Genomic DNA, 25,770 nt, shown 5'->3' on the forward strand with positions numbered 1-25,770 from the left:
AGGTCGAAATACTTTGCGCTTTTTTTGCTATTGTTTACTTCATTTAAACTTTTTGCTCTTTGGATTTGCGTTTGTAAGTAACAGCATAAACGCTCAATGCTAATAAGGATAGGACAATACATCCTAAAGTAACCGCATGCCAGCCTCCATATTTCCATAACATCAAACCATAAGCTGAACCTGCCGCAGTTCCTAAAAAACTAAATGACATATAAACGGTATTCATGCGATTGCGTGCCTCAGGAAGTATTGAATATACTCGTGTTTGATTTGAAATATGAACACTTTGTAAACCAATATCAATACAGATAATGCCTATGATTATTCCGAAAACACTTTGTCCCGAAAAATAAAAAATTACAAAACTGATTAACATTAATAAACTGCCATATCCAACAACAACTCTAGAACTGCCTTTGTCTCCTATTTTCCCTACCAATGGAGCTGCTAAGGCACCAGAAGCACCTACCACTCCAAAAAGACCTATTGTTGCACTGTTAAAATTAAAGGGATCATCAGAAAGCAGCAAGACCATTGTAGTCCAAAAAGCTCCAAATTGAGCAAAGCAAAATACATTCATAAGGGTTGCTTCCCGCAATAACGGTTGCGTTTTTATCAAAGAAAAAAGTGATTGAATTAACTGACCATAAGTCCCTTGAAAAACGGGTTTGTTGTAGGGGAATTGTTTGTAGATCACAAAAAAGATAAAAAGACATATTCCGGCGGCTATCCAAAACATGGCACGCCAACCCAACAGATTGCCAATAAATCCGCTTAGAGTTCTGGATAATAAAATACCTACAAGCAAACCACTCATAATTGTACCGACTACTTTGCCCCGTTCTTCGGGCTTGCTTAAAGAGGCCGCTAAAGGCAAAATCAATTGCGGCACAATGGAAGTAATCCCGATTAACAGTGACGCAATTTTTAATATTAAAAAACTTTGCGCAGTAGCTGCAATAAGCAATGCAATTACGGAGGCAAACGTGGTGATTAGAATTTGTTTTTTGCGCTCAATTTTATCACCAAGAGGAACCATAAAAAAAAGCCCAATGGCGTAGCCGGCTTGTGTAAAATAGGTTATTGTGCCAGAATCTGTTTCGGGAATTTGAAATTCAGCTGCAATTAGAATAATTAGGGGTTGACAATAATATAAGTTGGCTACAATAAGTCCCGTACAGGCAGCCATAAATAAAACACTCGATTTGGGTAAATTCATGCGACAAAAATACTACTCTACTTTTTACGAAAAACTAAAAAACATATTTTTCTCCTTCTATCCTATACGATTTTCAAGATCAAGCAAACACAATCCAGTAAAAGTTCGCACTTTTAACAGCAACCTTATAATATTTGCGGAGGTATCATTTACTTATTTGCTTCAAGTTTGACAAAATAGTATGAATTAATTGGTAAAATTCGTAGTAAAAATTTTTAAAACCAGACTAAACATGTACTAAATTGTATGGATTTCATATATCTTTTGCTGCCAAAATACCGTTTAGAGCAATGCTGTAGAATGTAGAGAATTAATCGTGTTGTACCCAAATGAGTTGAGAAACATCGTAACCAAGCTGTTTGGCTGTTTTCAAATAAGCTTCTTTTATATTTTGAGGCATTGATTTTTCTCGTGAAAGAAGCCAAAGACATTTTAGATTTTGTCCTGCAATCAACGCATATTTGTAATCAGAATCAAGAGCTACAATATTGTATCCAGAATAAAAAGGACCAAAAAAGGACACTTTCAATTTGCCGTTGTTTGTATCTCCTGCAAACTTCACCTTGCCCGTAGCGGTTACATATTTGTTCTTTAAAAAATTGTATCCTCGATTGATCACTTTTATACTTCCATCTTTATTTTGTGAATATTCTGCAGTAGTGTTGTTTAAGTTTTTTTCAAAAACAAAGTCAAGTCGCGCAATTTCGTACCAGCTTCCTAAATATTTTTCTTTATTAAAATTTTGAACAACCTGTAATCCTTTGGGTGCAGAGCTACAAGAATTGATTGCGAATAGTGTTACCGAGAGCAGTGTTAGACTTCCTAGAGCCTGAATTTTCTTTTTCATGATCTATCTTTGAGGATCAAAATTCAACATTAAAAAACTCTAAATCAACACAATTTAGAATACTTTAGGACTTGTTTTAACAACTCCGACACAAAACCGACTTCTGCTTGTTGTGAGCAACATTTGTTTTTGGCAATCGCAATTTATTTTCCTACTATTTCTTTTGGCATCATTTGTATGTTTGACAACCTATCATATTAAAAGAAAAAAGCACACTATTTGGATCATAAATCGGGTTTAAATAGTTGGACGTATTTAATGTCATACTAAAAAATGAGTGAAATAATATTTAACATATAAGTCATATAAGAATTAAACCTTAAATGACCTTATTATTGTTTAAGTTACATAAGGCTAACACAATCTAAACTTAAACTTACATGACTTATATGGTAAAAAAAGGCAACATTGTTTTATTCTTATTGCTTAATTAATATGAAAAGCACGCTATCAAAGAAATTTTTGTTGGTTTTTCTAAATTTCGCGATTCGGAAAAAGCCCAGCCCAGATTGAAACGGTATCCTTTTCTTGCTTTCTTTAAGCAAGGAAAGATAGAGTGTAAAGCTGGAAATAGCTCCTAAATAAAAGTTTAATGCTTGAATTGATTAATTGCATATTTGAAAACCTCAGCATCTTTGTACCTTTGCATCTTTCAAACTAAGATTTAAAATTATGCGTATTGATATCGTTACCGTTCTACCAGAATTATTGCGAAGTCCTTTTGAGGCATCGATCATGAAACGTGCTATTGACAAAGGTATAGTGGAAGTACATTTTCATAATTTACGGGATTATACAACCAACCGACAAAAAAGTGTTGATGATTATCCGTACGGTGGTGGTGCTGGAATGGTAATGACGGTGCAGCCTATTGACGCCTGCATTACGCATTTGAAAAGCGAAAGGACCTACGACGAAATCATTTATATGTCGCCAGACGGGGAAACTTTGAACCAGAAAATGGCAAATACAATGTCTATGTATCAAAATATCATTATCCTTTGCGGCCATTATAAAGGGGTAGATCAACGCGTTCGCGATCATTTTGTTACCAAAGAAATATCAATTGGTGATTACGTTTTGAGTGGTGGTGAATTAGGAGCACTAGTATTATCAGATGCATTAATCCGATTAATTCCAGGAGTTCTAAGTGATGAAACTTCAGCATTGACGGATAGTTTTCAGGATGGATTATTGTCAGGCCCCATATATACCCGTCCTGCAGATTACAAAGGATGGAAAGTTCCGGAGGTGCTGACCAGCGGAAACTTTGCTAAAATTGACAAGTGGCGTGAAGATATGGCGTACGAACATACTAAGAATAGAAGACCTGATTTACTGGAAGATTAAAAATTTGTTTAAAGTTTAAGGTTTAAAGTTGGCATTCAAGAACTTCTGAACTTTAAACGAGAAAAACTTTAAACTTTAAACTTTTTTATTTACTTTTGCGCCCAGATTAATTCAACCTCTGGCGAGATCCGTGAATGTTGATTTGATACAACCATAATTAAAAAAATTATCATGGCAGATTTAATGAAATTCGTTCAAGACGAATTCGTAACAAGAAAAGATTTCCCTGTTTTTGCAGCTGGAGATACAATTACTGTTTACTACGAAATTAGAGAGGGTGAAAAAACCAGAACTCAGTTTTTTAAAGGAGTTGTTATTCAAAGAAGAGGTTCTGCTAATACAGAAACTTTTACAATTCGTAAAATGTCGGGTGCTATTGGGGTAGAACGTATCTTTCCAGTAAACTTACCTGCTTTACAAAAAGTTGAAATCAACAAAAAAGGAGCAGTTCGTAGAGCTAGAATTTTCTACTTTAGAGAACTTACCGGTAAAAAAGCTAAAATTAAAGACAAAAGAAGATAGTCAAATATCTCTTTATCATAAAAGTCCTGACAATGTTAGGACTTTTTTTTTGGCTTAAAGTCAAGTAATTCAGTACTATTACAGGGCCCTTATCGGCTTTTTTTTGACAACAAATAAGGACTATTTTTCTCATATTCTTATTATGACCATATTAAAACAACAATCTGACAATTCATTTTAAACAAATGAAAACGAATTTTCTTTTACGATAACGTTTTATTACATTTGTGGACACTTTTAAAAACAAGAATTACATATATCAATACATTATGACAAAAATTAAAGTAGTCAATCCAGTGGTTGAATTGGATGGCGATGAAATGACACGAATTATTTGGTCTTTTATTAAAGAAAAATTAATTCTTCCTTATTTAGATTTAGACATTAAATATTACGATTTAGGAATGGAAAGCAGAGATGCTACAAATGACCAAATCACTATTGATTCTGCTGAAGCAATAAAAAAATACAATGTTGGTATTAAATGTGCCACCATTACCCCAGATGAAGACCGCGTTACGGAATTTGGTCTAAAAAAAATGTGGAAATCTCCAAACGGAACCATCCGTAATATTGTAGGCGGAACCGTTTTTCGTGAACCAATTATCATGAAAAATGTTCCTCGATTAGTTCCAGGATGGACACAACCTATCGTTATTGGCCGTCATGCTTTTGGAGACCAATACAAAGCGACAGATACTGTCATTAAAGGAAAAGGAAAACTAACGATGACTTTTGTTCCTGAAGAAGGAGAAACTCAAACTTGGGAAGTATACGATTATAACGGAGACGGAGTTGCAATGGCAATGTATAATACGGACGAAAGTATTTATGGTTTTGCACATTCCTCTTTCCAAATGGCATTGACAAAAAAATGGCCTTTGTATCTTTCTACAAAAAACACTATTTTGAAAGCTTATGACGGACGTTTCAAAGATATTTTTGAAGAAGTATATCAGTCCACTTACAAAGCAAAATTCGTTGAAGCAGGAATTACCTACGAGCACCGTTTGATCGATGACATGGTTGCATCTGTAATGAAATGGAGTGGTCGATTTGTTTGGGCTTGTAAAAATTATGATGGTGATGTTCAGTCAGATACCGTTGCACAAGGTTTTGGGTCATTAGGACTGATGACTTCAGTACTGGTAACACCTGATGGAAAAACAGTAGAAGCAGAAGCAGCTCACGGAACAGTAACACGCCACTACAGACAACATCAACAAGGAAAAGCAACTTCCACTAACCCAATTGCCTCTATTTTTGCATGGACAAGAGGATTGGAACACAGAGGTAAACTTGATGAAAACCAAGCATTAATTGATTTTTGTCATACGCTAGAACAAGTATGTATTGATACAGTTGAAAGCGGAAAAATGACTAAAGATTTAGCGATGTTAGTAAAATCAGAAGGATTAACTGCCGCAGATTATCTTACTACCGAAGCTTTCTTAGCAGCAATAAAAGAAAATTTAGATGCTAAACTAGTTTAATTATTTTTCTAGATTATAGAATAAAGACAACCCTAAACGGTTGTCTTTTTTTTTTACCTTAGCAATACCTTAACAGTTGTTATATGACAAATGCTATTCTATTTAATGTACTTTGCTTTTTTTCATTTCGATAAAATATAAACAATGACTCCAAAGAAAATCATTACCTTTTTAGTTGTATTACTATTCTCATTCTCGGGCTTCTCCCAGGAAAAATTTACGCTAAGCGGAACTATTATTGATGCCAACAGCAATGAAACTTTAATAGGTGTCAATGTTGTAATTCCTGCACTCAAAACCGGCGTAACTACCAATGAGTATGGATTTTACTCCATCACTGTCCCAAAAGGAATCTATAGCATACAAATTAGCTATTTGGGATTTCAAACAATGGAGGAGTCAATCAATCTAAACCAAAACGTAAAAAACAATTTCAATTTATTCAGTAATGAAACCGCTTTGAAAGAGGTTATTATTACGGATAATAAAACAAAAATAGATATCAAAAAACCCGAAATGAGCGTCAACAAACTCTCTATTTCAGCCATCAAGAAAATGCCGGTAGTCCTAGGTGAAGTTGATGTTTTAAAATCCATTTTATTACTTCCCGGCGTCACTAATGCTGGCGAAGGGGCTTCAGGATTCAATGTTCGTGGTGGCGGTGCGGACCAGAATTTGATTTTACTAGACGAGGCTACTATCTTTAATTCATCACATGTTTTTGGGTTTTTCTCCGTTTTTAATCCGGATGCCATCAAAGATTTAAAGCTGTACAAAGGCGGAATTCCAGCTCGTTATGGAGGGAGAGCCTCTTCTGTTTTAGATATTTATCAAAAAGACGGTAACAGTAAAAGTTTTCATGTCAATGGAGGAATCGGATTAATTTCAAGTAGGATTTTGGCCGAAGGACCACTAGTAAAAGACAAAGGTTCTTTTCTCATTGGCGGAAGAAGTTCTTACGCACATCTATTTTTAAAACTTTCCGAAGAGCAAAAAGATAACAAGGCCTATTTTTATGATTTGAATACTAAGTTGAGTTATAAATTAGATACAAACAACAGCCTTTATTTATCGGGTTATTTTGGCCGCGATGTTTTTAGTTTAAATAAAAGCTTTACCAATATTTATGGAAATGCAACCGTGAACCTGCGATGGAATCACTTGTTTTCTGAAAAATTATTTTCGAATCTATCACTGATTTATAGCGATTATTATTACGGTTTAGATTTGGATTTTGTAGGTTTCAAATGGGATTCTGGAATCAAGAATTACAATATAAAATACGATTTCAAGAATTATATTTCAGATCGATTTAAATTAAATTATGGAGTAAATGGAATTTATTACGAGTTTAATCCGGGAACTATCAAACCCTCTAACTCAGATTCGGGAATAAATTTCGCCCAATTGGATAGAAAATATGCTTTTGAACCGGCACTTTATATTAATGCTGATCATGAAATATCAGATAAAATAGCCCTTTCCTACGGATTACGTTATAGCATGTTCTACCGCTTGGGACAATCTACAGTAAATATTTATGAAAATGACAATCCTGTAACGTTCAATTCCGAGTTACAGATTTATGAAAAAGCAACTCCTATTGGCAGCAAGTTTTACAACAAGAACAAAGTCATGCAAAGTTATAATTACTTAGAACCTCGTTTTTCATTGGCGTACCAAATCAATGATGACCAATCCATAAAAGCGAGTTATAACAGAATGGTACAGTATCTTCAACTAATTTCGAATACCTCATCACCTACTCCACTTGATGTTTGGACACCAAGCGATCGTTTTATCAAACCTCAAATTGCAGATCAAGTAGCATTAGGTTATTTTAAAAATTTTGAAAACGACATGTATTCTCTTGAAGTAGAAACCTATTATAAAGAAGTGCAAAATCGACTAGATTATATTGACGGTGCTGATTTGATTGCCAACAAAGCCATTGAACAAATTATCCTGAATGGACAATTAAGATCCTACGGTTTAGAAATCATGTTCCGAAAAAACGAAGGGAAATTTAACGGCTGGATTTCCTACACCTTATCCAAATCAGAGCAGCAAACTCCCGGAAGAACACCACTAGAAACTGGGATAAACAACGGCCAATGGTACAATTCCGTATATGATAAACTGCATAATATTGCTATAACGTCCTCTTATAACTTGAATGAAAAATGGTCTTTTGGAGCTAATTTTGCCCTACAAACCGGACAACCGGTGACCTATCCCGTGGGACAATATGATTATTTAGGAATCAATGTACCCAGTTATGGACTACGAAATGAAAATAGACTTCCTTCCTACCATCACCTAGATATTGCAGCTACATTGACACCAAAAAGCAATAAAGATCGCCAATGGAAAGGGGAATGGGTTTTTAGTATTTACAATTTATACAATCGGAAAAATGCCGCTTCCATCAATTTTAGACAAAATATAGATACTGGCAGCAACGAAGCTGTAAAAACTTCGATTTTCGGGGTTGTTCCAGCAGTGAGTTATAACTTTAAATTTTAATGGTAGCGTTCGATAAGAGCACAAATAAAAACATGAAATCATGAAAAAAACAACACTATATCTGGTACTTTTTATGTCCCTCTTCTCGATAAGCTGTGAAGATGTAATCGAAGTAGATCTAGACAATGCACCCCCAAAACTGGTTATTGAAGCAGCAATTAATTGGCAAAAAGGAACTACAGGAAATCAACAAAAAATAAAACTTACCACTACAACCGGTTTTTACAGTACTGAAATACCAAAAGTTTCCGGAGCTACAGTTTTCATAAAAAATAGTGCTAATGTAGTTTTCAATTTTTCTGAAATTCAAAACACAGGTGAATATACTTGCTCTACTTTTATTCCGGTATACAATGAAACGTACATTTTAACCATTGTCAGTAACGGTAGTACTTACACGGCAACTGAAACATTAAAACCTGTTACGCCAATAACAAAAATTGTACAAAATAACGAAGGTGGTTTCACTGGAACTGACGTCGAAATTAAAACATTTTACCAAGATCCTGCCGATGAACCTAATTATTATCTTTATAAATATGTGTATTCGAACCAAGTAAAATCTAATTTTTATGTAGACCAAGATGAGTTCTTCAACGGAAACGAATTCTTTAGCATCTCGCAAAATGATGATTTAAAAAAAGACGATAAAATTGAAGTGAGCCACTTTGGAATTTCGAAAGCCTACTACAATTACATGAGCGTTTTAGTAAGTATTGCAGGTAATAATGGCGGTGGGCCTTTCCAATCTCCACCGGCAACCGTAAGAGGAAACATTGTCAACGCCACAGATGCGGCAAATTATCCTTTAGGATATTTCTCGCTCAGTGAAGTTGATGTTAAAAATTATACTATCGAATAATTAGGAGCTAATCCAGCTGTTCATTGCAACCAAAACAGGTTCTAAACAGTTTTCCAGTCCGTATAAGGAGCTTCCTTTGGTCGCTCTTCTACTGACGGAAAACTAAAGTTTACAACTTGTTTTGGTTTACATTGCCATCTGGGCTAATACACAAGAAATAAAACGAGAACTTTTATCTATTTTTACAGCAAAATTTATAATTCATAACCTATCATGTCTTCACATCATATCGTTCGCGATGACCAAGAACCTGCTTTAATCATTGCCAATGGCGCTTCCTGCAACCCAGAACTATTAGGTCAATTACTGGAATGGTCACCACTTGTCGTTGTATTAGATTCTGCTATGGTTCGCGTCATGGAATTAGACATTAAAGTCGATGTGCTTTTAGGAGATTTCGATAGAGGGTTTGATCCTGAAATTTATAAAACATCACAATACCCAATCGAAATTATTCATGCACCAGACCAAAATAAAACCGATTTAGAAAAGGCTTTTGACTATTTAATTGAAAGAAAAATTCCTGCTGTAAATGTAATTTGGGCAACCGGACGCAGAGCTGACCACACAATTACTAATTTGACCAATATCACCCGCTACCGGAATTTATTAAAAATTGTTATTCTGGACGATCATTCTAAAGTATTTTTACTACCCAAGAAATTCGAAAAATGGTATACAGCAAATACTCCTATTTCATTAATTCCTGTTGGTCATGTTACAGGAATACATTCTGATAATTTACATTACCCATTAAAAGATGATAGTCTGACTATTGGTTACAGAACAGGAAGTAGCAATCATGTCATCAAAGACGGCATCGTAACAATAGAACATAACGACGGCGATTTACTGATGATGGAATGTCTGGATTAGCATTTATTGAATCGTCAACAATGCATTTCTCACAATATCATAATGACTCCAAGGTATAAAATGATTCGCTTTTTCGATCGTTATGGTATCAATAGATTTTGCATTAACAAACATTTTTTTCATAAAAGCAACATTGCTGTACGGCACCAAAACATCTTTTGTTCCGTGAATAATAGTTACATCACAAGTAATATTTTTCAATTTTGGTTCTAATTCTACTAAATCTTGCTTCAGCCACCACAATTCGTCATTAGAAGGGCGCAAAGCTCCGGGAATCAAGTACCGCAAAGGAGACACCTTAATTACAGTTCTCCATTTTTCTGGTTTTTCAGCTTTTGGATCCAATGATCCAGCCAGTATCACCAAGTTCTTGTAGCAAGACGGATTATCAACGGCTAACTGAGCTACAACTGGTCCACCAACGGAATGTCCAACTAGAATTAGCGGCTTTTTATTATCAATTATTTTAATAAATGCAGATATTCTTTTTGATTGTACACGTAAATTTTGAGCTTTACCAAAATCACTGTACCCAAAACCGGGTCGATCAATAGCAATCATTCGATACTTTTTTAGCAATAAACTGTCTTTTAGATACTCTTTGAAGGCATTCCAACTTCCGGGCGAGCCATGTACAAAAAGTAATGTCGGATTTTGAGTAGCACCTGTTTCTAAATAATGTATTTTAAACCCTTCAAAAACAATTGTTTTATCCTGAAATTCAGTGTTTGAAGCTTCAAAATATTTCTTTGTTTCCTTATTAGAAAATCGTAACGTCATACAGGACTGACATATTACGATATACAAAACCAGCAAACTGTAAGCAATATATCTTTTTTTAAAATGAAATGAAGCGGGCATAAAAGTCATCCAATGTGTATTTTTTATAAAAGTAACCGTTTTTATGATTTTAAAAAACCGTAGTAATCTATTTTTCTGATTTATTTACAATCTGTTACATGAGTCAAAATTGTCTTTATCCATTTACAAAATAGTTATGCTTATATTTGCATCGAAATAAAGAAAATGAAAGCGAAAACGATTACCGAAAAGACCAAATTACATCCCCGAAATCTAGATAGATTTGGATATAATTTTGAACAGTTAATAGAAAAATCTCCTGAATTACAACAGTTTGTTTCTGCGAATGAACATAATCCTGAGGTCGCGGGAAACACAATTGATTTTAGTAATCCTGATGCTGTAAAGGCACTTAACAAAGCATTATTGTTATCCCATTACGACATTCAAAACTGGGACATTCCTAAAAATTATCTTTGCCCGCCCATTCCCGGAAGAGCTGATTATATTCACTATTTAGCAGATTTATTAGCTTCAAGAAACAACGGAATCATTCCTGATGGTGAAACCGTTCAAGGTTTAGACATAGGAGTTGGGGCCAATTGTATCTATCCAATAATTGGTAATTCAGCCTACGGATGGAGCTTTGTAGGAACTGATACCGATGTGAAAGCTATAAAAAATTGTAGTGCGATCATTGAAGATAATCCAAAACTAATTGACGTCATAAGTTTGCAACAACAAACGGAATCGCGTTTTATTTTTAAAAATATTATTACTCCCGAAGACAAATTTACCTTCACCATTTGTAATCCTCCTTTTCACGCCTCGCAAGAGGAAGCCACTAAAAGTACGGTTAGAAAAATCAATAATTTAGAATCCCGAAGCGCCAGCAACAAGGTAACTAAACCTGTTTTAAATTTTGGTGGTCATAATGCGGAACTATGGTGTGAAGGCGGCGAATTAGGTTTTATTACCCAGATGATTTATGAAAGTGCCAAATATCCAATGCAGTGTTTATGGTTCACAACTTTAGTCTCTAAAAGAGAAAATCTTTCTAGTCTTTACAAAACATTAAACAAGGTTAGTGCAGTCGAAATTAAAACAATTGATATGGCTCAAGGCCAAAAAACAAGCCGAATCGTAGCATGGACTTTCCTAAGTGAAGCACAACAGCAAGCCTGGAAATTCGATTAAAGCAAACAGATTCCTTCACAACCATATTGGGAAGAAAATAATGCGGTCGAACAAATTATTGTATTATCAGTGGAAAGAACACAAATAAGCTTTTGTATAAAAAAAACTGCAGATAGATAATTATTCGTCATTTAACAAAAATATTGATCGTTTTTATTGAAATTAACGTTGTTTAAGTAGTATTTTTACGATTCTAACTTTAAATAACCAAAAATGAAAAAACTTTTCTTTATTTTGACTTTAATTTTTTCAGCAGGAATAACTGCTCAGGAAATTAGAGTATCGGGTGTTGTTACTGACGACTCCAAAGCCACTTTACCTGGAACAACCATTATGGTAAAAGGAATTGCAAAAGGCACTACTTCAGATATAGATGGTAAGTATACAATAACTGCAAATATAGGAGATATTCTACAATTCTCTTATGTAGGATTGGAGACAAAATCAGTTAAAATAACCGGAAGTACATTAAACGTCACTTTAACAGGAAGCGGTGAAACATTGCAGGATGTTGTCATAATAGGTTCTCGTAATCCTACTAGAACAGTTACCGAGTCTGCGGTTCCTATTGATGTTATTTCTATGAAAGAAATTGCTTCTCAGGGAGCACAAGTCAATTTGAACCAGATTTTGAACATGGTTGCGCCATCATTTACGTCAAATACACAAACTGTTGCTGATGGAACAGACCATATTGATCCAGCACAATTAAGAGGTTTAGGACCAGACCAAGTTTTAGTTTTGGTAAACGGAAAAAGAAGACACACATCTTCTTTAGTGAATATTAACGGATCACCAGGAAGAGGGTCTGTCGGAACAGATTTAAATGCGCTTCCCGCTTTTGCAATAGAAAAAATAGAAGTGTTAAGAGACGGTGCTTCTGCGCAATATGGTTCTGATGCTATTGCTGGAGTTATTAATATTAATGTTAAGAAAAACACGAACAAATTAGACGTAAATATTTTTGGCGGAGGCAATCTTTCGAAAGGTGCTAATGATCATTCCGGCGGTTATGATGGTGGAAATTATCAATTGGATTTAAACTACGGGACAAGCCTAGGTAAAGAGAAAAGCTTTATCAATGCAACTGCAAGTTTCCAGCTTAGAGATGCGACCAGCAGAGCAAAAGATGCAACAGGAACTCTATTTAATGCTTTCAATGCAGTTGAGCAAAGGGCAGCTGAAGCTGGAACAAATATCAATGCGCTTTTTGGAAATATTAATAATCCATACGCTATTAATGATCCTTTAGAAGCCAATACAGCGAACCAAATACTTTCAACCATTAAAATGTATGCTCCTCAAGTAGGTTATTTTACACCTGCCCAACAAAATGACATTGCAAATGCTACATCTTTGTATAATACTGTTGTTGCCGGAGTTACAGTTCCTGGAATGCAAAGTATCCTAAGTGGTATCGGAGACGCAACTGCAGGAGAATTAGCATATAGAGGTCTTGAAAGAAAAGATTTCAACATGAGAGTGGGACAATCTTCGTTAAAAAGCGCTCAATTCTTTTTGAATGCGGCTTATCCTATTAATGATAAACTGGAAGCGTATGCTTTTGGTGGTACTAGTTACAGAAATGGAGAAGCTGCCGGTTTCTACAGAAGACCAAATCAATCCAGATCATATACAGGATTGTATCCAAATGGTTTTTTGCCAGAAATACATTCTACAATCAACGATGTCTCTGTAGCAGCTGGTCTTAGAGGTATTATTTTCGAAAATTGGAATTTTGACTTAAGCAACACTTTCGGAAGAAATGCTTTTGATTATGGAGTTGAAAACACCGTTAATGCTTCTTTAAGAGAAAACTCTCCTACTGAATTTGACGCGGGTGGATTGGCTTTTGCCCAAAACACAACTAATTTTGACATGAACAGAAAATTTGATGTTTTAGAAGGATTAAATGTTGCCTTTGGTGCAGAATACCGTCATGAAAATTTTTCTATTAATGAAGGTCAACCAGAATCATACAATTTATATGACATTAATGGAGGTATAGTTTCAGCAACAACTCCAGCTAACATCAAAGTTACTGACTTTTTTGGTGCTGCAAGACCTAATGGTTCTCAAGTATTTCCTGGTTTCCGCCCTGCAAATGCAATTGATAAAGACCGTAATAGTGTAGCAATTTACACTGATTTAGAATTAGACGTTACGGATAAATGGTTAGTTAACGGAGCGGTTCGTTTTGAGAACTACTCTGATTTTGGGAACACCACAAATTTCAAAATTGCGTCTCGTTATAAAATAACGGACAACATCAATTTACGTGGCGCAATTTCAACTGGATTTAGAGCACCGTCTTTACACCAAATCTATTTCAATTCGACCGCTACACAATTCGTTGGAGGAGTCCCATTTGAGGTAGGAACTTTCAACAATGATTCACAAGCGGCAGATCTGTTGGGAATTCCTAAATTAAAACAAGAAGAATCTAAAAGTGCCAGTATTGGGTTTACTGCTAAAATCCCTTCGGCTAATTTGACTTTGACCGCTGACGCTTATATTGTACAAATAGATGACAGAGTCGTTCTTACCGATCAATTTTCTAGACCAGGCGGAACTCCTGCAGCAGGAACCCCAAATGCAATTTTGAATAGACTTTTTGATGAAGCTGGAGCTACAGCAGCAACGTTCTTCGCTAATGCTATAAACACGGAATCAAAAGGAATCGACGTTGTAATTAGTCACAAAACGAGTTTTGGAAACAATGTTTCTCTAAAAACAGATTTGTCTGGGACTTTTTCTAACACACGCAGAGTAGGAGAAATAAATGCGTCATCAGTATTAGAAGCAGCTGGTCAAATTAACAGATATTACTCTGAAGCAAGTAGAGTGTATTTACAAGAAGCTATTCCGAGAGTGAAAGCCAATTTAACCAATTTCATCACTTACAAAAAATTCGATTTCTTCTTGAGAAATGTTTATTTCGGTAAGGTTACAGATCCAAATACTGCAGATGTAAATGGAGATGGAAGAGTTGAAGGTATTATTGTAAACGGTCAGGCGGTAGAAATTGAGCACCCAATTTGGGGAGCCAAAATCATTACTGATTTATCCGTAGGGTTCAAAATCACGGAGGTTGCTAAAATTGTTATTGGTGCTAATAATATTTTTGATATTTATCCCGCTTTAAATCTTGGTTCACAAACTGCAATCAGACCGAGATTAGTATCAGGAGCTATTGATTATACTGCCGCTCCATCAACGATTGATTTATCAAATGCGAACCAATTTGTATACTCCAGAAACGTATCTCAATTTGGACAAAACGGAAGATTCGTTTTTGCCCGATTAAGCTTAAGCTTTTAAGAATTATTTTTTATAAATCAAAACCATCCTTTTCAAACAGGATGGTTTTTTTTTGGCTTAAACTTTGGTAAAAAAAGAAAGCAAACTTTGTACCTTTACAGCTCTAAAACTTTGCCAAAAAATACAGATGAATTTTCAAGTAGTATCCGATTACCAGCCAAAAGGGGACCAACCACAAGCCATTGATAAATTAGTTCAAGGGCTTAATGATGGTGATCCTTTCCAAACACTTTTAGGAGTTACCGGATCCGGAAAAACATTTACGGTGGCTAATGTGATTCAGGAAGTACAAAGACCAACCTTAGTTCTGGCTCATAATAAAACGTTGGCAGCGCAATTATATTCGGAATTCAAACAATTTTTTCCGAATAATGCCGTGGAATATTTCGTTTCCTATTACGATTATTATCAACCCGAAGCTTTTATGCCCGTAACCGGCGTTTTCATCGAAAAGGATTTATCCATCAATGAAGAACTGGAAAAAATGAGAATGTCGACTACCGCTTCGTTACTTTCAGGACGAAGAGATATTTTAGTTGTAGCATCAGTTTCTTGTTTATATGGTATTGGAAATCCCGTAGAATTTCAGAAAAACTTGATTCCAATTGAAAAAGGGCAAATCATTTCTCGAACTAAATTACTGCATCAATTAGTGCAAAGTTTATATTCCAGAACCGAAGCCGATTTTAATCCCGGAAGTTTCAGGATAAAAGGCGATACAGTTGATGTGTGTCCCAGTTATGCTGATGAAGCGTACCGAATCCATTTCTTTGGGGATGAAATTGAAGAAATTGAAAGTTTTGATGTAAAGAATTCTCAAGTCTTAGAAAAATTTGAAAGACTGACCATTTATCCCGCTAATATGTTTGTGACTTCTCCAGACGTATTACAAAATGCCATTTGGGAAATCCAACAAGATTTAGTTAAACAAGTTGATTATTTCAAGGAAATTGGAAAACACTTAGAAGCAAAACGATTAGAAGAACGCACTAACTTCGATCTAGAGATGATTCGCGAATTAGGTTATTGCTCTGGAATTGAAAATTATTCCCGTTATCTTGACGGTCGTTTACCGGGAACAAGACCTTTTTGTTTACTGGATTATTTTCCGAAAGATTATTTAATGGTGGTGGATGAAAGTCACGTAACACTTTCACAAGTTAGCGCAATGTATGGTGGTGACAGAAGCCGAAAAGAAAATTTAGTGGAATATGGTTTCCGACTTCCCGCTGCAATGGACAATCGTCCTTTGAAGTTTGAAGAATTTGAAGCGATGCAAAATCAAGTAATTTATGTTTCAGCAACACCAGCCGATTATGAATTACAAAAAACAGAAGGTGTCGTTGTCGAACAAGTAATACGTCCTACCGGATTACTGGATCCTATTATTGAAATCCGACCAAGTTTAAACCAGATCGATGATCTAATTGAAGAAATTCAAGTTCGGGCAGAAATTGACGAACGTGTTTTAGTAACAACTTTAACCAAAAGAATGGCAGAAGAACTAGCGAAATATTTAACGAAAGTCAATATTCGCTGTCGCTATATTCACTCTGAAGTCGATACGTTAGAACGAATAGAAATCATGCAAGATTTACGAAAAGGAATTTTTGATGTCTTGATTGGTGTGAATTTACTTCGTGAAGGGTTGGATCTACCCGAAGTTTCTTTAGTGGCAATTTTAGATGCAGACAAAGAAGGTTTTTTGCGAAGTCATCGCTCTCTTACGCAAACAATTGGTCGTGCAGCAAGAAACTTAAACGGTAAAGCAATAATGTATGCCGATAAAATCACGGCCAGCATGCAAAAAACTATCGATGAAACGAATTACCGCAGAACCAAACAAATCAATTACAACACCAAAAACAATCAGACTCCGCAGGCTTTAAACAAGAAAATAGAAAGTGCGTTTACCAAAAATCCTTTGGCTGATTATGAGTTAGGCCTCACCTTAAATGCTGCTGCAGAACCCGAAAATTTATACCTGTCAAAACCTGAAATTGAGAAACTCATTCGAGAAAAACGAAAATCAATGGAGAAAGCAGCTAAAGAATTAGACTTTATGCAGGCAGCTAAACTACGAGATGACATCAAAAAATTACAAGCACAACCGACTTAATACTGTTAAAGAAAATCATTTTACAACGCAAGTATTTCAAAGTCTCCATCTGGTTTAGATCGTAATTTTTTTGTTAAAACGTATTTATTGATAAAAATCTGTAATTTTAAGTCTAATTATTTTCTGCTTTTTTCATGACAATACTGACATTCAAATGAAATATAACGCATTGATTATTATTGTACTAATTTTTATTTCAGTTGCATCTGCACAATCCAAAAAAGAGGATTCGTTACGCTTTGAAATAGAAAACGATATGGATATCATAAAACCCAATCTTCTTTCTAATCATCCGTTAGGAATGTATATTTCGAGAATAAACCACAATTTTAAAGTTCGTTCCCCTGAGAAATATTCTTTTTCATTTGACGTTTCAAGTGCAAATGTGGTCTTACCTTATGTAAAATCTTATGAATTAACAAATACTATTGATAGGGTATTCGCCGCAAATTTCCCTTGGCATGACAGGGAATATAACTTTGATCTTAATAGCGTTCCTTCTCAAACTAAAGAATTCACTGCCGATGGTGTCATTAGATCATACAAATTTACGTTTTCCTTGCCCTTAAATGCGCATCATGAGCTTAGTTTAGGCATCCGATCCTATTCGTTAGACAAAGGGAAATATCCTTTTTCATTATTTACTTCTGACGAATCAATAGAGTGGTTTCATAGCAATATTGCAGGAGGTGAAGATCCTTTTTCGAGACGCTATTATGGTTTAAACCAAGCAAAAATAGAATTCAGAGATGAAAATAATCGTTTTATAAACATGAATAATGGCGACTTCCAGTTTCCTGGAATTGAAATCAATTATTTTTATTATCCACCATTAGAAATAAACAAAAAACAGAGAATATACTTGAATTTTGGTACACATTTAGGAATTAATCTTTCAAGATTCAATCCTGTAGCTGACATTGGTATTTCTTCATCTGCTATGAAGAAAATTTTTGTCCAGAATAAAAATCTACTTACAATTGGGTTAAGTGCAGGTGCTTTGCGACAACGATTCTTCAAATATGGAAATCAAGTAAACTTCAGCAATCAAACTTTTCTATATAGCTTTGAAGGACTACTGGATTATAAAAGAAAACTCAAAAACCATAATTTCATTTCTTATGGAATCAATTATTCCTTTCAAACATCTTATGAAGCTTCAAAAGATTTTGATCATATCGTTTTAACAGGACAACGGATAAAAACGCATTGGCAGCAAACCTTTTCGCACTTGTACAAAAATCTCGAGGGATGGACTTTTATTTGTACCTATTCCGTTAAGCAATTATCTTATTATGTATCCATCCGGGAAGATCTTAGATTAGACAACGCACCAGATATACAAACAGCTGTGGGTGTAAAAATGTCTTTTAAAAAAAACGCACTTCCAACAAGAAAGTGATTTCATTGTAAATATCTTTTAAAATGACAACAAAAACCTATGTTGTTGTAAGTATCAAAAGGACTTCTTACCAAAGATTGGCATATAAAAAGTTCCGAGCTAGATCATGAAGTAATCTTTACGAATAAATATGACAACTTAATTAAGATCTAACATCCAATTGTGGTTATCACTTAATTATGTTGTTCCTTAAAAACGTTTAATAAAACGTCAGGACTAATAATGGCGTTTGGTGCTTCATCCATCAGCTTAAGAATGCGTTTTGTGGCTATAGGATTTAACCCCATTTTGATAGCTATTTGCAGGATAGTAACCGATTCTTTCTGATGTAAAATTCCATCGCTATACATCAGCAATGCCAATCGATAAAATTGTAGTATCCTTTGAAATTCAGATTTAATAGGTAGTTGCGGTAATTCTAAATGAAATAAATCATTGAAACCTCCTTTTTCCAAATTCAACTCATTGGCTATATTAAACAAAAAATCATATTCTTTTTTGTGTAAACGACCATCAACTGCAGAAAAAGCAATCATCTCTAAAAGTAAACTTCTCTTTTCTTCGAATTTATCCATCAAAATGTTATTTTTAGCTAAAATATTGCTTTTAAATTGAAAATCAAAACTAATGATGGTCCGACTACAACTCCTGTTGCTTCTTTTTTTCTTGCTTATAGTCAAAACCGTTGCTCAGAATTCTAGCCAAAGTACGGCCTCAAAACAAGTTTCTACCTTTATAATTGAAGCAACACAACTTCACACAGCGAAGAAAATTTGGGTGTATTTGCCCAAAAATTATGTAACTTCCAAAAAAAAATACTCCGTAATTTACATGCATGATGCTCAGAATTTATTTGACGCAAAAACATCTTATTCGGGTGAATGGAACGTTGACGAAAAACTTGATAGCCTAAAAGCACCAATTATCGTTGTGGCTATCGAACACGGAAATGAAAAACGAATCGATGAATTAACACCTTATAAAAACGATAAACATGGGGGCGGGAACGCAGACAGTTATTTAGAATTTATTGTAAAAACACTAAAACCGCACATAGACAAAACATTCAGAACGAAAACCAAAAAGAAAAACACCTCTATTATGGGAAGTTCTCTCGGCGGACTGACCTCCTATTATGCTGTTTTAAAATATCCAGAAATATTTGGAAAAGCAGGAGTGTTCTCACCCTCTTTTTGGTTTACCAAAGACATCTATACCTTAACTAAAAAATCTAAAAAAATTAAATCTAAAATCTATTTCCTTTGTGGCGATGCTGAAAGTGATGAGATGGTTTCGGATTTGAATAAAATGGAATATTTACTAAATTCAAATAGATGTTCTTGTCTTAATTTGAATGAAAAGAGAATTGTAAAAGGTGGACAACACAACGAAAAACTATGGAGAGACGGATTTGTAAAAGCTCTTTTATGGCTCGGTTACTAATAAATTATACTACACATAAACACAACAAATATTAAAATTAAACCCTGAATGGAACTAATCTTAAGAGAATACAACCTCAAATTAAAACATACATTTACCATTTCGAGAGAATCAATCGACTTTCAGCCTTCTTTGATTGTGGAGTTAAATAGCGATGGTTTTTCCGGTTTTGGCGAAGCAACTTCTAATCCATATTACAAAACAACCGTTCCGATAATGATACAGGATTTAGAAAAAATTCGAAGCATAATCGAAAATACTATAGATGAAACACCCGAAGCATTTTGGTCTAAAATTCATTCATACTTAAAAGACGATATGTTTGCTTTGTGCGCTTTGGACATGGCATATACTGATCTGTATGCACGCAAAAAAGGAAAGAAATTATACGAATTATGGAATTATAGCATTGCCAAAAATCCATTGACAGATTATACAATTGGAATTGCATCCATCGAAAAAATGGTTTCAAAAATGAAGGAATTGCCTTGGCCAATTTATAAAATAAAATTGGGAACCAAAGAAGATATTGCTATCGTAACTGAACTTAGAAAACATACTAATGCCATTTTTAGAATTGACGCTAATTGTGGTTGGGGTGTAGAAGAAACTATAAAAAATGCAATTGAACTAAAAAAACTAGGAGTAGAATTCCTGGAACAACCACTGAAAGCAGACCACTGGGAAGGACATAAGGAAGTTTTCAACCATTCCGTTTTACCTATCATAGCCGATGAAAGCTGTATTATAGAGGAAGATGTAGCGAAATGCCATCATCATTTTCATGGTGTAAATATTAAATTAGTAAAATGTGGTGGACTGACTCCCGGAAGACGAATGATTCAGGAAGCCAAGAAATTAGGACTTAAAACCATGGTGGGTTGCATGACCGAATCAACTGTTGGAATATCAGCCATTGCACATTTACTGCCACAACTGGATTATGTAGATATGGATGGCGCATTACTTTTATCTGAAGATATTGCCTCTGGTGTAACCATAGATTTTGGAAAAATAAATTATTCTGACTTAAACGGAACTGGCGTAACTTTAATCTAGTTTCAAATGAAAGTGAACCAATTTCCAGATCGAATAATTGAAATCGAAAATAAAAAATATCTTTATTTTGGAGGAACAGCGTATTTAGGTTTGCCAATGCATCCCGGATTTCAAAAACTGCTCATCAAAAATATTATGCAATGGGGAACCGCTTATGGTAGTTCCAGAAGTGCAAATATTCAGCTGACCGCGTATGAAAACGGAGAACGCTTTCTAGCCAAATTCATAAAAGCAGAAGCAGCTCTCACTATTTCATCTGGAATGCTGGCAGGAAAATTAGTTATTGAAGCATTAACTCCGGAAACAGATTGCTTTTTTCATTATCCGGATACCCACATTGCCATAAAAGTACCTTCTAGTTTGCCGATTTTTATTGGAGAAAAATTAAATCCTCGTTTGCTGGATAATGTCACAGAAAAAATTACAATTCTAACCGATTCGGTGCCATCATTTCATGTACGCCCAATCGATCTTTCTATTTTAAATTCTATTCCGTCTAATAAAGAAATTACTTTGGTTATTGACGAATCACATTCACTTGGAATTTTGGGAACTAATGGCTGCGGAGTTTATTCGACAATCAATCTTACCAATATAAAAAGGAAAATTATGGTTTCGTCTTTAGGAAAAGCATTTGGATTAACGGGTGGTGTAATTGCAAGTGATTCTCAATTTATTACTCAAATGACAACTCATGACACATTTGTTGCCAGTGCCGGAATGAATGCAGCATTTGTACAAACCATGGCTGATGCCGCAGCTATTTATTTGCAACAGCATCAAAAATTAAAAGAAAATTTAAACTATGTTGATCGCAATTTAGTTAGAAACAAAGCGGTAACCTTTGACCTCAATTATCCGCTCATTTATCCAGAAATTGAATCAATAAAAGAACTTTTTATTGCCAATAATATTATCATAACCAATTTTAAATATGCAACAAGCACTAAGGATTTAAATAGAATTGTAATAACGGCCAATCACAAAAAAGAAGATTTAGATACCATAATTCACCTTCTGAACAGACACCAATTCTGAATCTAAAAATGTGGTCCAATTGCTTTTAAACCGTACCTTTGAAAAAAATTAGAACATGATGACAAATAACGATATCTTTAAAAAACTTCGCGTTGCTTTAATGTTACGTGACGATCAAATAGTTGAAATATTAGAACTAGTAGATTTCCGAATCACTAAATCAGAATTAGGTGCTTTTTTCCGAGATGAAAAACATGAAAATTATGTGGAATGCGGTGACCAAGTATTGCGCAATTTCCTAAATGCATTAGTAATTCACTTGCGAGGAACAAAAGAAAACCCAAAAAACCCAAATGATGTTTTAGCCAAGCATAAAGCTCAAATTCCTGCAAAAGAAGGATCCAAAGACAGACCCGAGTTTAAAGCAAAACCAAGAGACGAAGAAAAATCAAGAGGTGATGAAGCACCTTCAAAATCAAGACCTGCTACAAAAAACACTTCTAAAAAGCAATATCCAAAAGGAAATTCAAAAGTCCAAGTGGTAGAGAAAGTGAAATATAATTTCGGCAAAAATAAAAAATCATAAGTGAAAACAGCCCTAATTATTGGAAGTACCGGTCTAATAGGAGCCCAACTATTGAATTCCCTTTTAGACAGTAATGACTATCTAAAAGTGATTACTTTCGTGAAAAGAGATACCGGAATAAAACATAAAAAACTAACCCAACACATCATTGATTTTGATGCACCGGACACCTATAAAAATTTGATTGTTGGTGATGATTTCTTTTGCACCATTGGCACAACAATCAAAAAAGCAGGTAGTAAAGAAGCCTTCCGAAAAGTAGATTTTGAATATCCGAGTCAGTTTGCCACTTTTGCGGTGCAAAATAAAGTCAAACAATTTTTGATAATATCTTCTCTTGGTGCTGATTCAAAATCTGAAAATTTTTATTTGAAAACGAAAGGAGAAATTCAGGATTTTCTTGAGAACTGTAATTTTGAAAGCGTTGCCGTATTACAACCTTCCCTTCTTTTGGGAAACCGAACTGAATTTAGATTGGGAGAAAAAGTTGGTGCTTTTTTCATGAAGACACTTTCTTTTTTATTCCTTGGAAATTTGAAAAAGTATAAACCTATTGAGAGTAGAACAGTAGCCAAAGCACTTTTGAAAATCGCTCAAAGCAACAATACAGGTTTCAAAATATACGAATCGGATGTGATTCAAGAAATTGGGAATTAATACAATATCAAAATCCTGAATGAGAATTCAGGATTTTTTGTATATTTAGTTCATCAAAATGAATTTACACCTTCAAATATGAAATGCCTCCTCACCTTTTACACATTATTTTTTACAACAATATTTTTTGGACAAAACAATAAAACTGAAGAACCAGCGGTATTTTTTGATTCTAACTTAATTGCAAGAAATGCAATTGAATATATCAACCAAAATGAAATTGAATCTTTGAATGTTGTCAAAAAGGACACCACAATAAATGCTGTTTTATTTCGTGGTCAGCTTTACATTACTTCCAAAAACCCTAAGAAATATAATTTCATGAGCTTGGATCAAATAAAATCTGAATATACCAAAATCAAAAGTAACGACGTAATTTATATGGTAAATGGAACATTAATAAAAGACAATGTGGTAACTTTCAAATTAGACCAAAACTACATTTTAGAAGTTGAAGTTACCAATTCAGAAGCATTTTACAATCTAAGAAAAAGCGACACCAAATTTGACATCATCAACATCTTGGGAAAAACCAAAGAAAATTTAGAAAATAAAAACAAGGTTTTATTAAGAGGTAATGAAACAATAGGTGTTAAATAGATTATTTTTAGATAAATTATTGTTTAACTGTCCGTTACTAATACCAGTATATTTAATTTTGTCATTTCAACGAAGAAGAAATCACCTAACGAGAGCCGCTAATGGGATTTCTTCTTCGTCGAAATGACAAAACAGCTAAATTTTACTTGATACAACTAACGGACAGACCTATTTTAATACTTTTTCAAATCCAGTTTTAAGAACTACAGCTTAACATAGAACAACCCACTTTATCTCTGGCCCAATCCGGTCTTTTGGCAAACCATTTTTGCAAATTTGGTTGTTCATCGTAAGGATTTTTAAGCATTTCAAATAACTCGTTTAGCAAAGAATAATCTCCCTTGTCCGCGTCATCGATACACAATTGTGCCATATAATTTCGCAAAACATATTTTGGATTAACTTTATTCATCTGCTCTTTTCTTTCAGGATCCGAAAGTGTTTCTTCATTGATTCGAAGGCTGTACTTCTCAAACCAATCCTGCCAATCTTTCAAGATTGTTTCATCCCAATCCTTTTCAGTATAAAAAGCGTCTTTTATTGTATTGAAAGCGGTTATTCCAGCATCAGATTTGGTAACAGAACTTAAATTTCTGAAGAAAATTGTCATATCTGTTTCTACCTTTTCAAGCAATTGAGTTAAACTCTGAATCAAAGCAATATCTTGTTCTTTTTTGATTTGGAAACCGAGTTTATCTCGCATCATATCCAAGTATTCCTTTTCATATTCCGAACTAAAAGCATCTAATATAGTTTCCAGCGGTTTTGCTTCCTTAATTAATGGATACAAAGCATTCGCCAATTGATACAAATTCCACAGTGCAATTTCTGGTTGATTGCCAAAACGATATCTTTTATGTTGGCTATCCGTTGTATTAGGCGTCCAGCTGGGATTATAGTCTTCCAACCAGCCGTAAGGACCATAATCAATAGTGATGCCGTGAATGGACATATTATCGGTATTCATAACGCCGTGAACAAAACCAACGCGTTGCCATTCCACGATCATCTTGAGCGTTGTTTGAGTAACTTCTTGAAAAAAGGCCAGATATTTTTCGACCCCTTCTTTTTGAATATGGGAAAAATGATGTTTGATGGTGAAGTCCGCTAATAATTTGAGATTAACATGATCCTCTCGTGAAGCAAACAACTCGAAACTACCAAAACGAATAAATGAAGGAGCCACTCTGCAAACGACTGCTCCTTTTTCATAGGCAGGATTTCCATTGTACAAAACATCACGCAATACTTGATCGCCGGAAAGCATTAGTGAAAGCGAACGTGTGGTTGGAACACCTAAATAATGCATCGCTTCAGCACACAAATGCTCTCGAATGGAAGAACGCAATACGGCAAAACCATCTGCAGTTCTGGAATATGGAGTTGGCCCCGCTCCTTTTAGTTGTAAAGTGTAGGTCTTATTTTCATGAACTACTTCAGTGAGATTAATGGCGCGACCATCTCCTAATTGTCCAGCCCAATTCCCAAACTGATGCCCCGCATAAGCCAAAGCATACGGTTTTGTACCTGGATAAATGGTACTTCCTGAAAAGGTATTTAGAAAGTCAGCAGAATGTATATCTTCAGGAGAAAGACCAATCACATTAGCTACTTCCTCGGAAGCATGAATCAGCGAGGGATTAGATGGTTTTTTGGGAAATGCGTATGAATAACAAGCTTCATGCACTTGTCTTGGAACATTAACTTGATTGGGATCAGCCGGTAATTCAGTAGTAAAATTATTTTTTATGTAGAGTTTCATAATAGCTAAAAACATTAAAAACAAAGATAATTGTTGTAAGCCAGAAACCAGTATCCTTTCGATTATTATTATGATTTGTTCGAACTAAAAAAATGTTGTTAACAAAAAAAATCCCGTTTGCCACAGCAAACAGGATTTTAAATATATAAC

21 protein-coding genes are annotated in these 25,770 nt (G+C 34.7%); 16 read left to right on the forward strand and 5 right to left on the reverse strand.

What is annotated here, in order from left to right; all coding sequences use genetic code 11:
- Positions 1-43: 43 nt before the first annotated feature.
- Both ACEN2F_RS07380 and ACEN2F_RS07385 read right to left on the reverse strand, forming a co-directional pair.
- Positions 44-1,219 (reverse strand): MFS transporter, encoded by a 1,176-nt coding sequence (locus ACEN2F_RS07380; RefSeq protein WP_441737499.1) that lies wholly within the window; start codon positions 1,217-1,219, stop codon positions 44-46.
- Between the two features lie 310 nt (positions 1,220-1,529).
- Positions 1,530-2,066, reverse strand: coding sequence for a lipocalin family protein (locus ACEN2F_RS07385; protein ID WP_441737501.1), 537 nt, complete (start codon positions 2,064-2,066; stop codon positions 1,530-1,532).
- A gap of 672 nt (positions 2,067-2,738) precedes the next feature.
- Between ACEN2F_RS07385 and trmD the strand changes: the two genes are divergently transcribed.
- The 6 genes from trmD to ACEN2F_RS07415 all read left to right on the forward strand — a co-directional run bounded on the left by trmD (position 2,739) and on the right by ACEN2F_RS07415 (position 9,695).
- Positions 2,739-3,416: a tRNA (guanosine(37)-N1)-methyltransferase TrmD gene (gene trmD, locus ACEN2F_RS07390; protein ID WP_441737503.1), complete on the forward strand. Its 678-nt coding sequence runs from the start codon at positions 2,739-2,741 to the stop codon at positions 3,414-3,416.
- Between the two features lie 171 nt (positions 3,417-3,587).
- Positions 3,588-3,938, forward strand: coding sequence for a 50S ribosomal protein L19 (gene rplS / locus ACEN2F_RS07395; RefSeq protein ID WP_126454599.1), 351 nt, complete (start codon positions 3,588-3,590; stop codon positions 3,936-3,938).
- A gap of 269 nt (positions 3,939-4,207) precedes the next feature.
- Positions 4,208-5,431, forward strand: a complete 1,224-nt coding sequence (locus ACEN2F_RS07400) for an isocitrate dehydrogenase (NADP(+)) (RefSeq protein ID WP_441737504.1) — start codon at positions 4,208-4,210, stop codon at positions 5,429-5,431.
- 144 nt (positions 5,432-5,575) lie between these two features.
- Positions 5,576-7,957: a TonB-dependent receptor gene (locus tag ACEN2F_RS07405; RefSeq protein ID WP_441737506.1), complete on the forward strand. Its 2,382-nt coding sequence runs from the start codon at positions 5,576-5,578 to the stop codon at positions 7,955-7,957.
- A 40-nt stretch (positions 7,958-7,997) separates the two neighbouring features.
- Positions 7,998-8,819, forward strand: coding sequence for a DUF4249 domain-containing protein (locus tag ACEN2F_RS07410; protein ID WP_441737508.1), 822 nt, complete (start codon positions 7,998-8,000; stop codon positions 8,817-8,819).
- Positions 8,820-9,032: 213 nt separating this feature from the next.
- Complete coding sequence (locus tag ACEN2F_RS07415) at positions 9,033-9,695, forward strand: thiamine diphosphokinase (protein WP_441737510.1); 663 nt, start codon at positions 9,033-9,035, stop codon at positions 9,693-9,695.
- A gap of 3 nt (positions 9,696-9,698) precedes the next feature.
- Here the strand turns inward: ACEN2F_RS07415 and ACEN2F_RS07420 are convergent, their stop codons facing one another.
- Positions 9,699-10,565, reverse strand: a complete 867-nt coding sequence (locus tag ACEN2F_RS07420) for an alpha/beta fold hydrolase (RefSeq protein ID WP_441737512.1) — start codon at positions 10,563-10,565, stop codon at positions 9,699-9,701.
- A gap of 156 nt (positions 10,566-10,721) precedes the next feature.
- Between ACEN2F_RS07420 and rlmF the strand changes: the two genes are divergently transcribed.
- The 4 genes from rlmF (at position 10,722) to ACEN2F_RS07440 (ending at position 18,535) form a co-directional block, all read left to right on the forward strand.
- The gene (gene rlmF / locus ACEN2F_RS07425; RefSeq protein ID WP_441737514.1) at positions 10,722-11,693 is read left to right on the forward strand and encodes a 23S rRNA (adenine(1618)-N(6))-methyltransferase RlmF; all 972 of its coding nucleotides are present in this window, start codon (positions 10,722-10,724) and stop codon (positions 11,691-11,693) included.
- 213 nt (positions 11,694-11,906) lie between these two features.
- Positions 11,907-15,014 (forward strand): TonB-dependent receptor, encoded by a 3,108-nt coding sequence (locus tag ACEN2F_RS07430; RefSeq protein ID WP_441737515.1) that lies wholly within the window; start codon positions 11,907-11,909, stop codon positions 15,012-15,014.
- A 127-nt stretch (positions 15,015-15,141) separates the two neighbouring features.
- The gene (gene uvrB, locus ACEN2F_RS07435) at positions 15,142-17,133 is read left to right on the forward strand and encodes an excinuclease ABC subunit UvrB (protein WP_441737517.1); all 1,992 of its coding nucleotides are present in this window, start codon (positions 15,142-15,144) and stop codon (positions 17,131-17,133) included.
- Between the two features lie 154 nt (positions 17,134-17,287).
- Positions 17,288-18,535 (forward strand): hypothetical protein, encoded by a 1,248-nt coding sequence (locus tag ACEN2F_RS07440; protein ID WP_441737519.1) that lies wholly within the window; start codon positions 17,288-17,290, stop codon positions 18,533-18,535.
- 173 nt (positions 18,536-18,708) lie between these two features.
- Here ACEN2F_RS07440 and ACEN2F_RS07445 read toward each other — a convergent pair whose 3' ends face one another.
- Positions 18,709-19,110 carry an excinuclease ABC subunit B gene (locus ACEN2F_RS07445; protein ID WP_441737521.1) on the reverse strand — a complete coding sequence of 134 codons (402 nt, stop codon included), beginning with the start codon at positions 19,108-19,110 and terminating at the stop codon, positions 18,709-18,711.
- A 52-nt stretch (positions 19,111-19,162) separates the two neighbouring features.
- Here ACEN2F_RS07445 and ACEN2F_RS07450 point away from each other — a divergent pair, with 52 nt between their 5' ends.
- The 6 genes from ACEN2F_RS07450 to ACEN2F_RS07475 all read left to right on the forward strand — a co-directional run bounded on the left by ACEN2F_RS07450 (position 19,163) and on the right by ACEN2F_RS07475 (position 23,858).
- Positions 19,163-19,978, forward strand: coding sequence for an alpha/beta hydrolase (locus ACEN2F_RS07450; protein ID WP_441737523.1), 816 nt, complete (start codon positions 19,163-19,165; stop codon positions 19,976-19,978).
- A gap of 48 nt (positions 19,979-20,026) precedes the next feature.
- Positions 20,027-21,037, forward strand: coding sequence for a dipeptide epimerase (locus tag ACEN2F_RS07455; protein WP_441737524.1), 1,011 nt, complete (start codon positions 20,027-20,029; stop codon positions 21,035-21,037).
- 6 nt (positions 21,038-21,043) lie between these two features.
- A complete protein-coding gene (locus tag ACEN2F_RS07460; RefSeq protein WP_441737526.1) occupies positions 21,044-22,075 on the forward strand; it encodes an aminotransferase class I/II-fold pyridoxal phosphate-dependent enzyme in 1,032 nt (343 codons plus the stop codon).
- A gap of 58 nt (positions 22,076-22,133) precedes the next feature.
- Positions 22,134-22,601 (forward strand): DUF1456 family protein, encoded by a 468-nt coding sequence (locus tag ACEN2F_RS07465; protein WP_441737552.1) that lies wholly within the window; start codon positions 22,134-22,136, stop codon positions 22,599-22,601.
- Positions 22,602-23,258: an NAD(P)H-binding protein gene (locus ACEN2F_RS07470; RefSeq protein ID WP_441737528.1), complete on the forward strand. Its 657-nt coding sequence runs from the start codon at positions 22,602-22,604 to the stop codon at positions 23,256-23,258.
- A gap of 78 nt (positions 23,259-23,336) precedes the next feature.
- Positions 23,337-23,858: a hypothetical protein gene (locus ACEN2F_RS07475; protein ID WP_441737530.1), complete on the forward strand. Its 522-nt coding sequence runs from the start codon at positions 23,337-23,339 to the stop codon at positions 23,856-23,858.
- Between the two features lie 196 nt (positions 23,859-24,054).
- Here ACEN2F_RS07475 and ACEN2F_RS07480 read toward each other — a convergent pair whose 3' ends face one another.
- Positions 24,055-25,623 (reverse strand): protein adenylyltransferase SelO, encoded by a 1,569-nt coding sequence (locus ACEN2F_RS07480; RefSeq protein ID WP_441737554.1) that lies wholly within the window; start codon positions 25,621-25,623, stop codon positions 24,055-24,057.
- Between the last annotated feature and the right edge of the window lie 147 nt (positions 25,624-25,770).

This window comes from Flavobacterium sp. W20_MBD1_R3, assembly GCF_052119725.1.
GTDB lineage: Bacteria > Bacteroidota > Bacteroidia > Flavobacteriales > Flavobacteriaceae > Flavobacterium.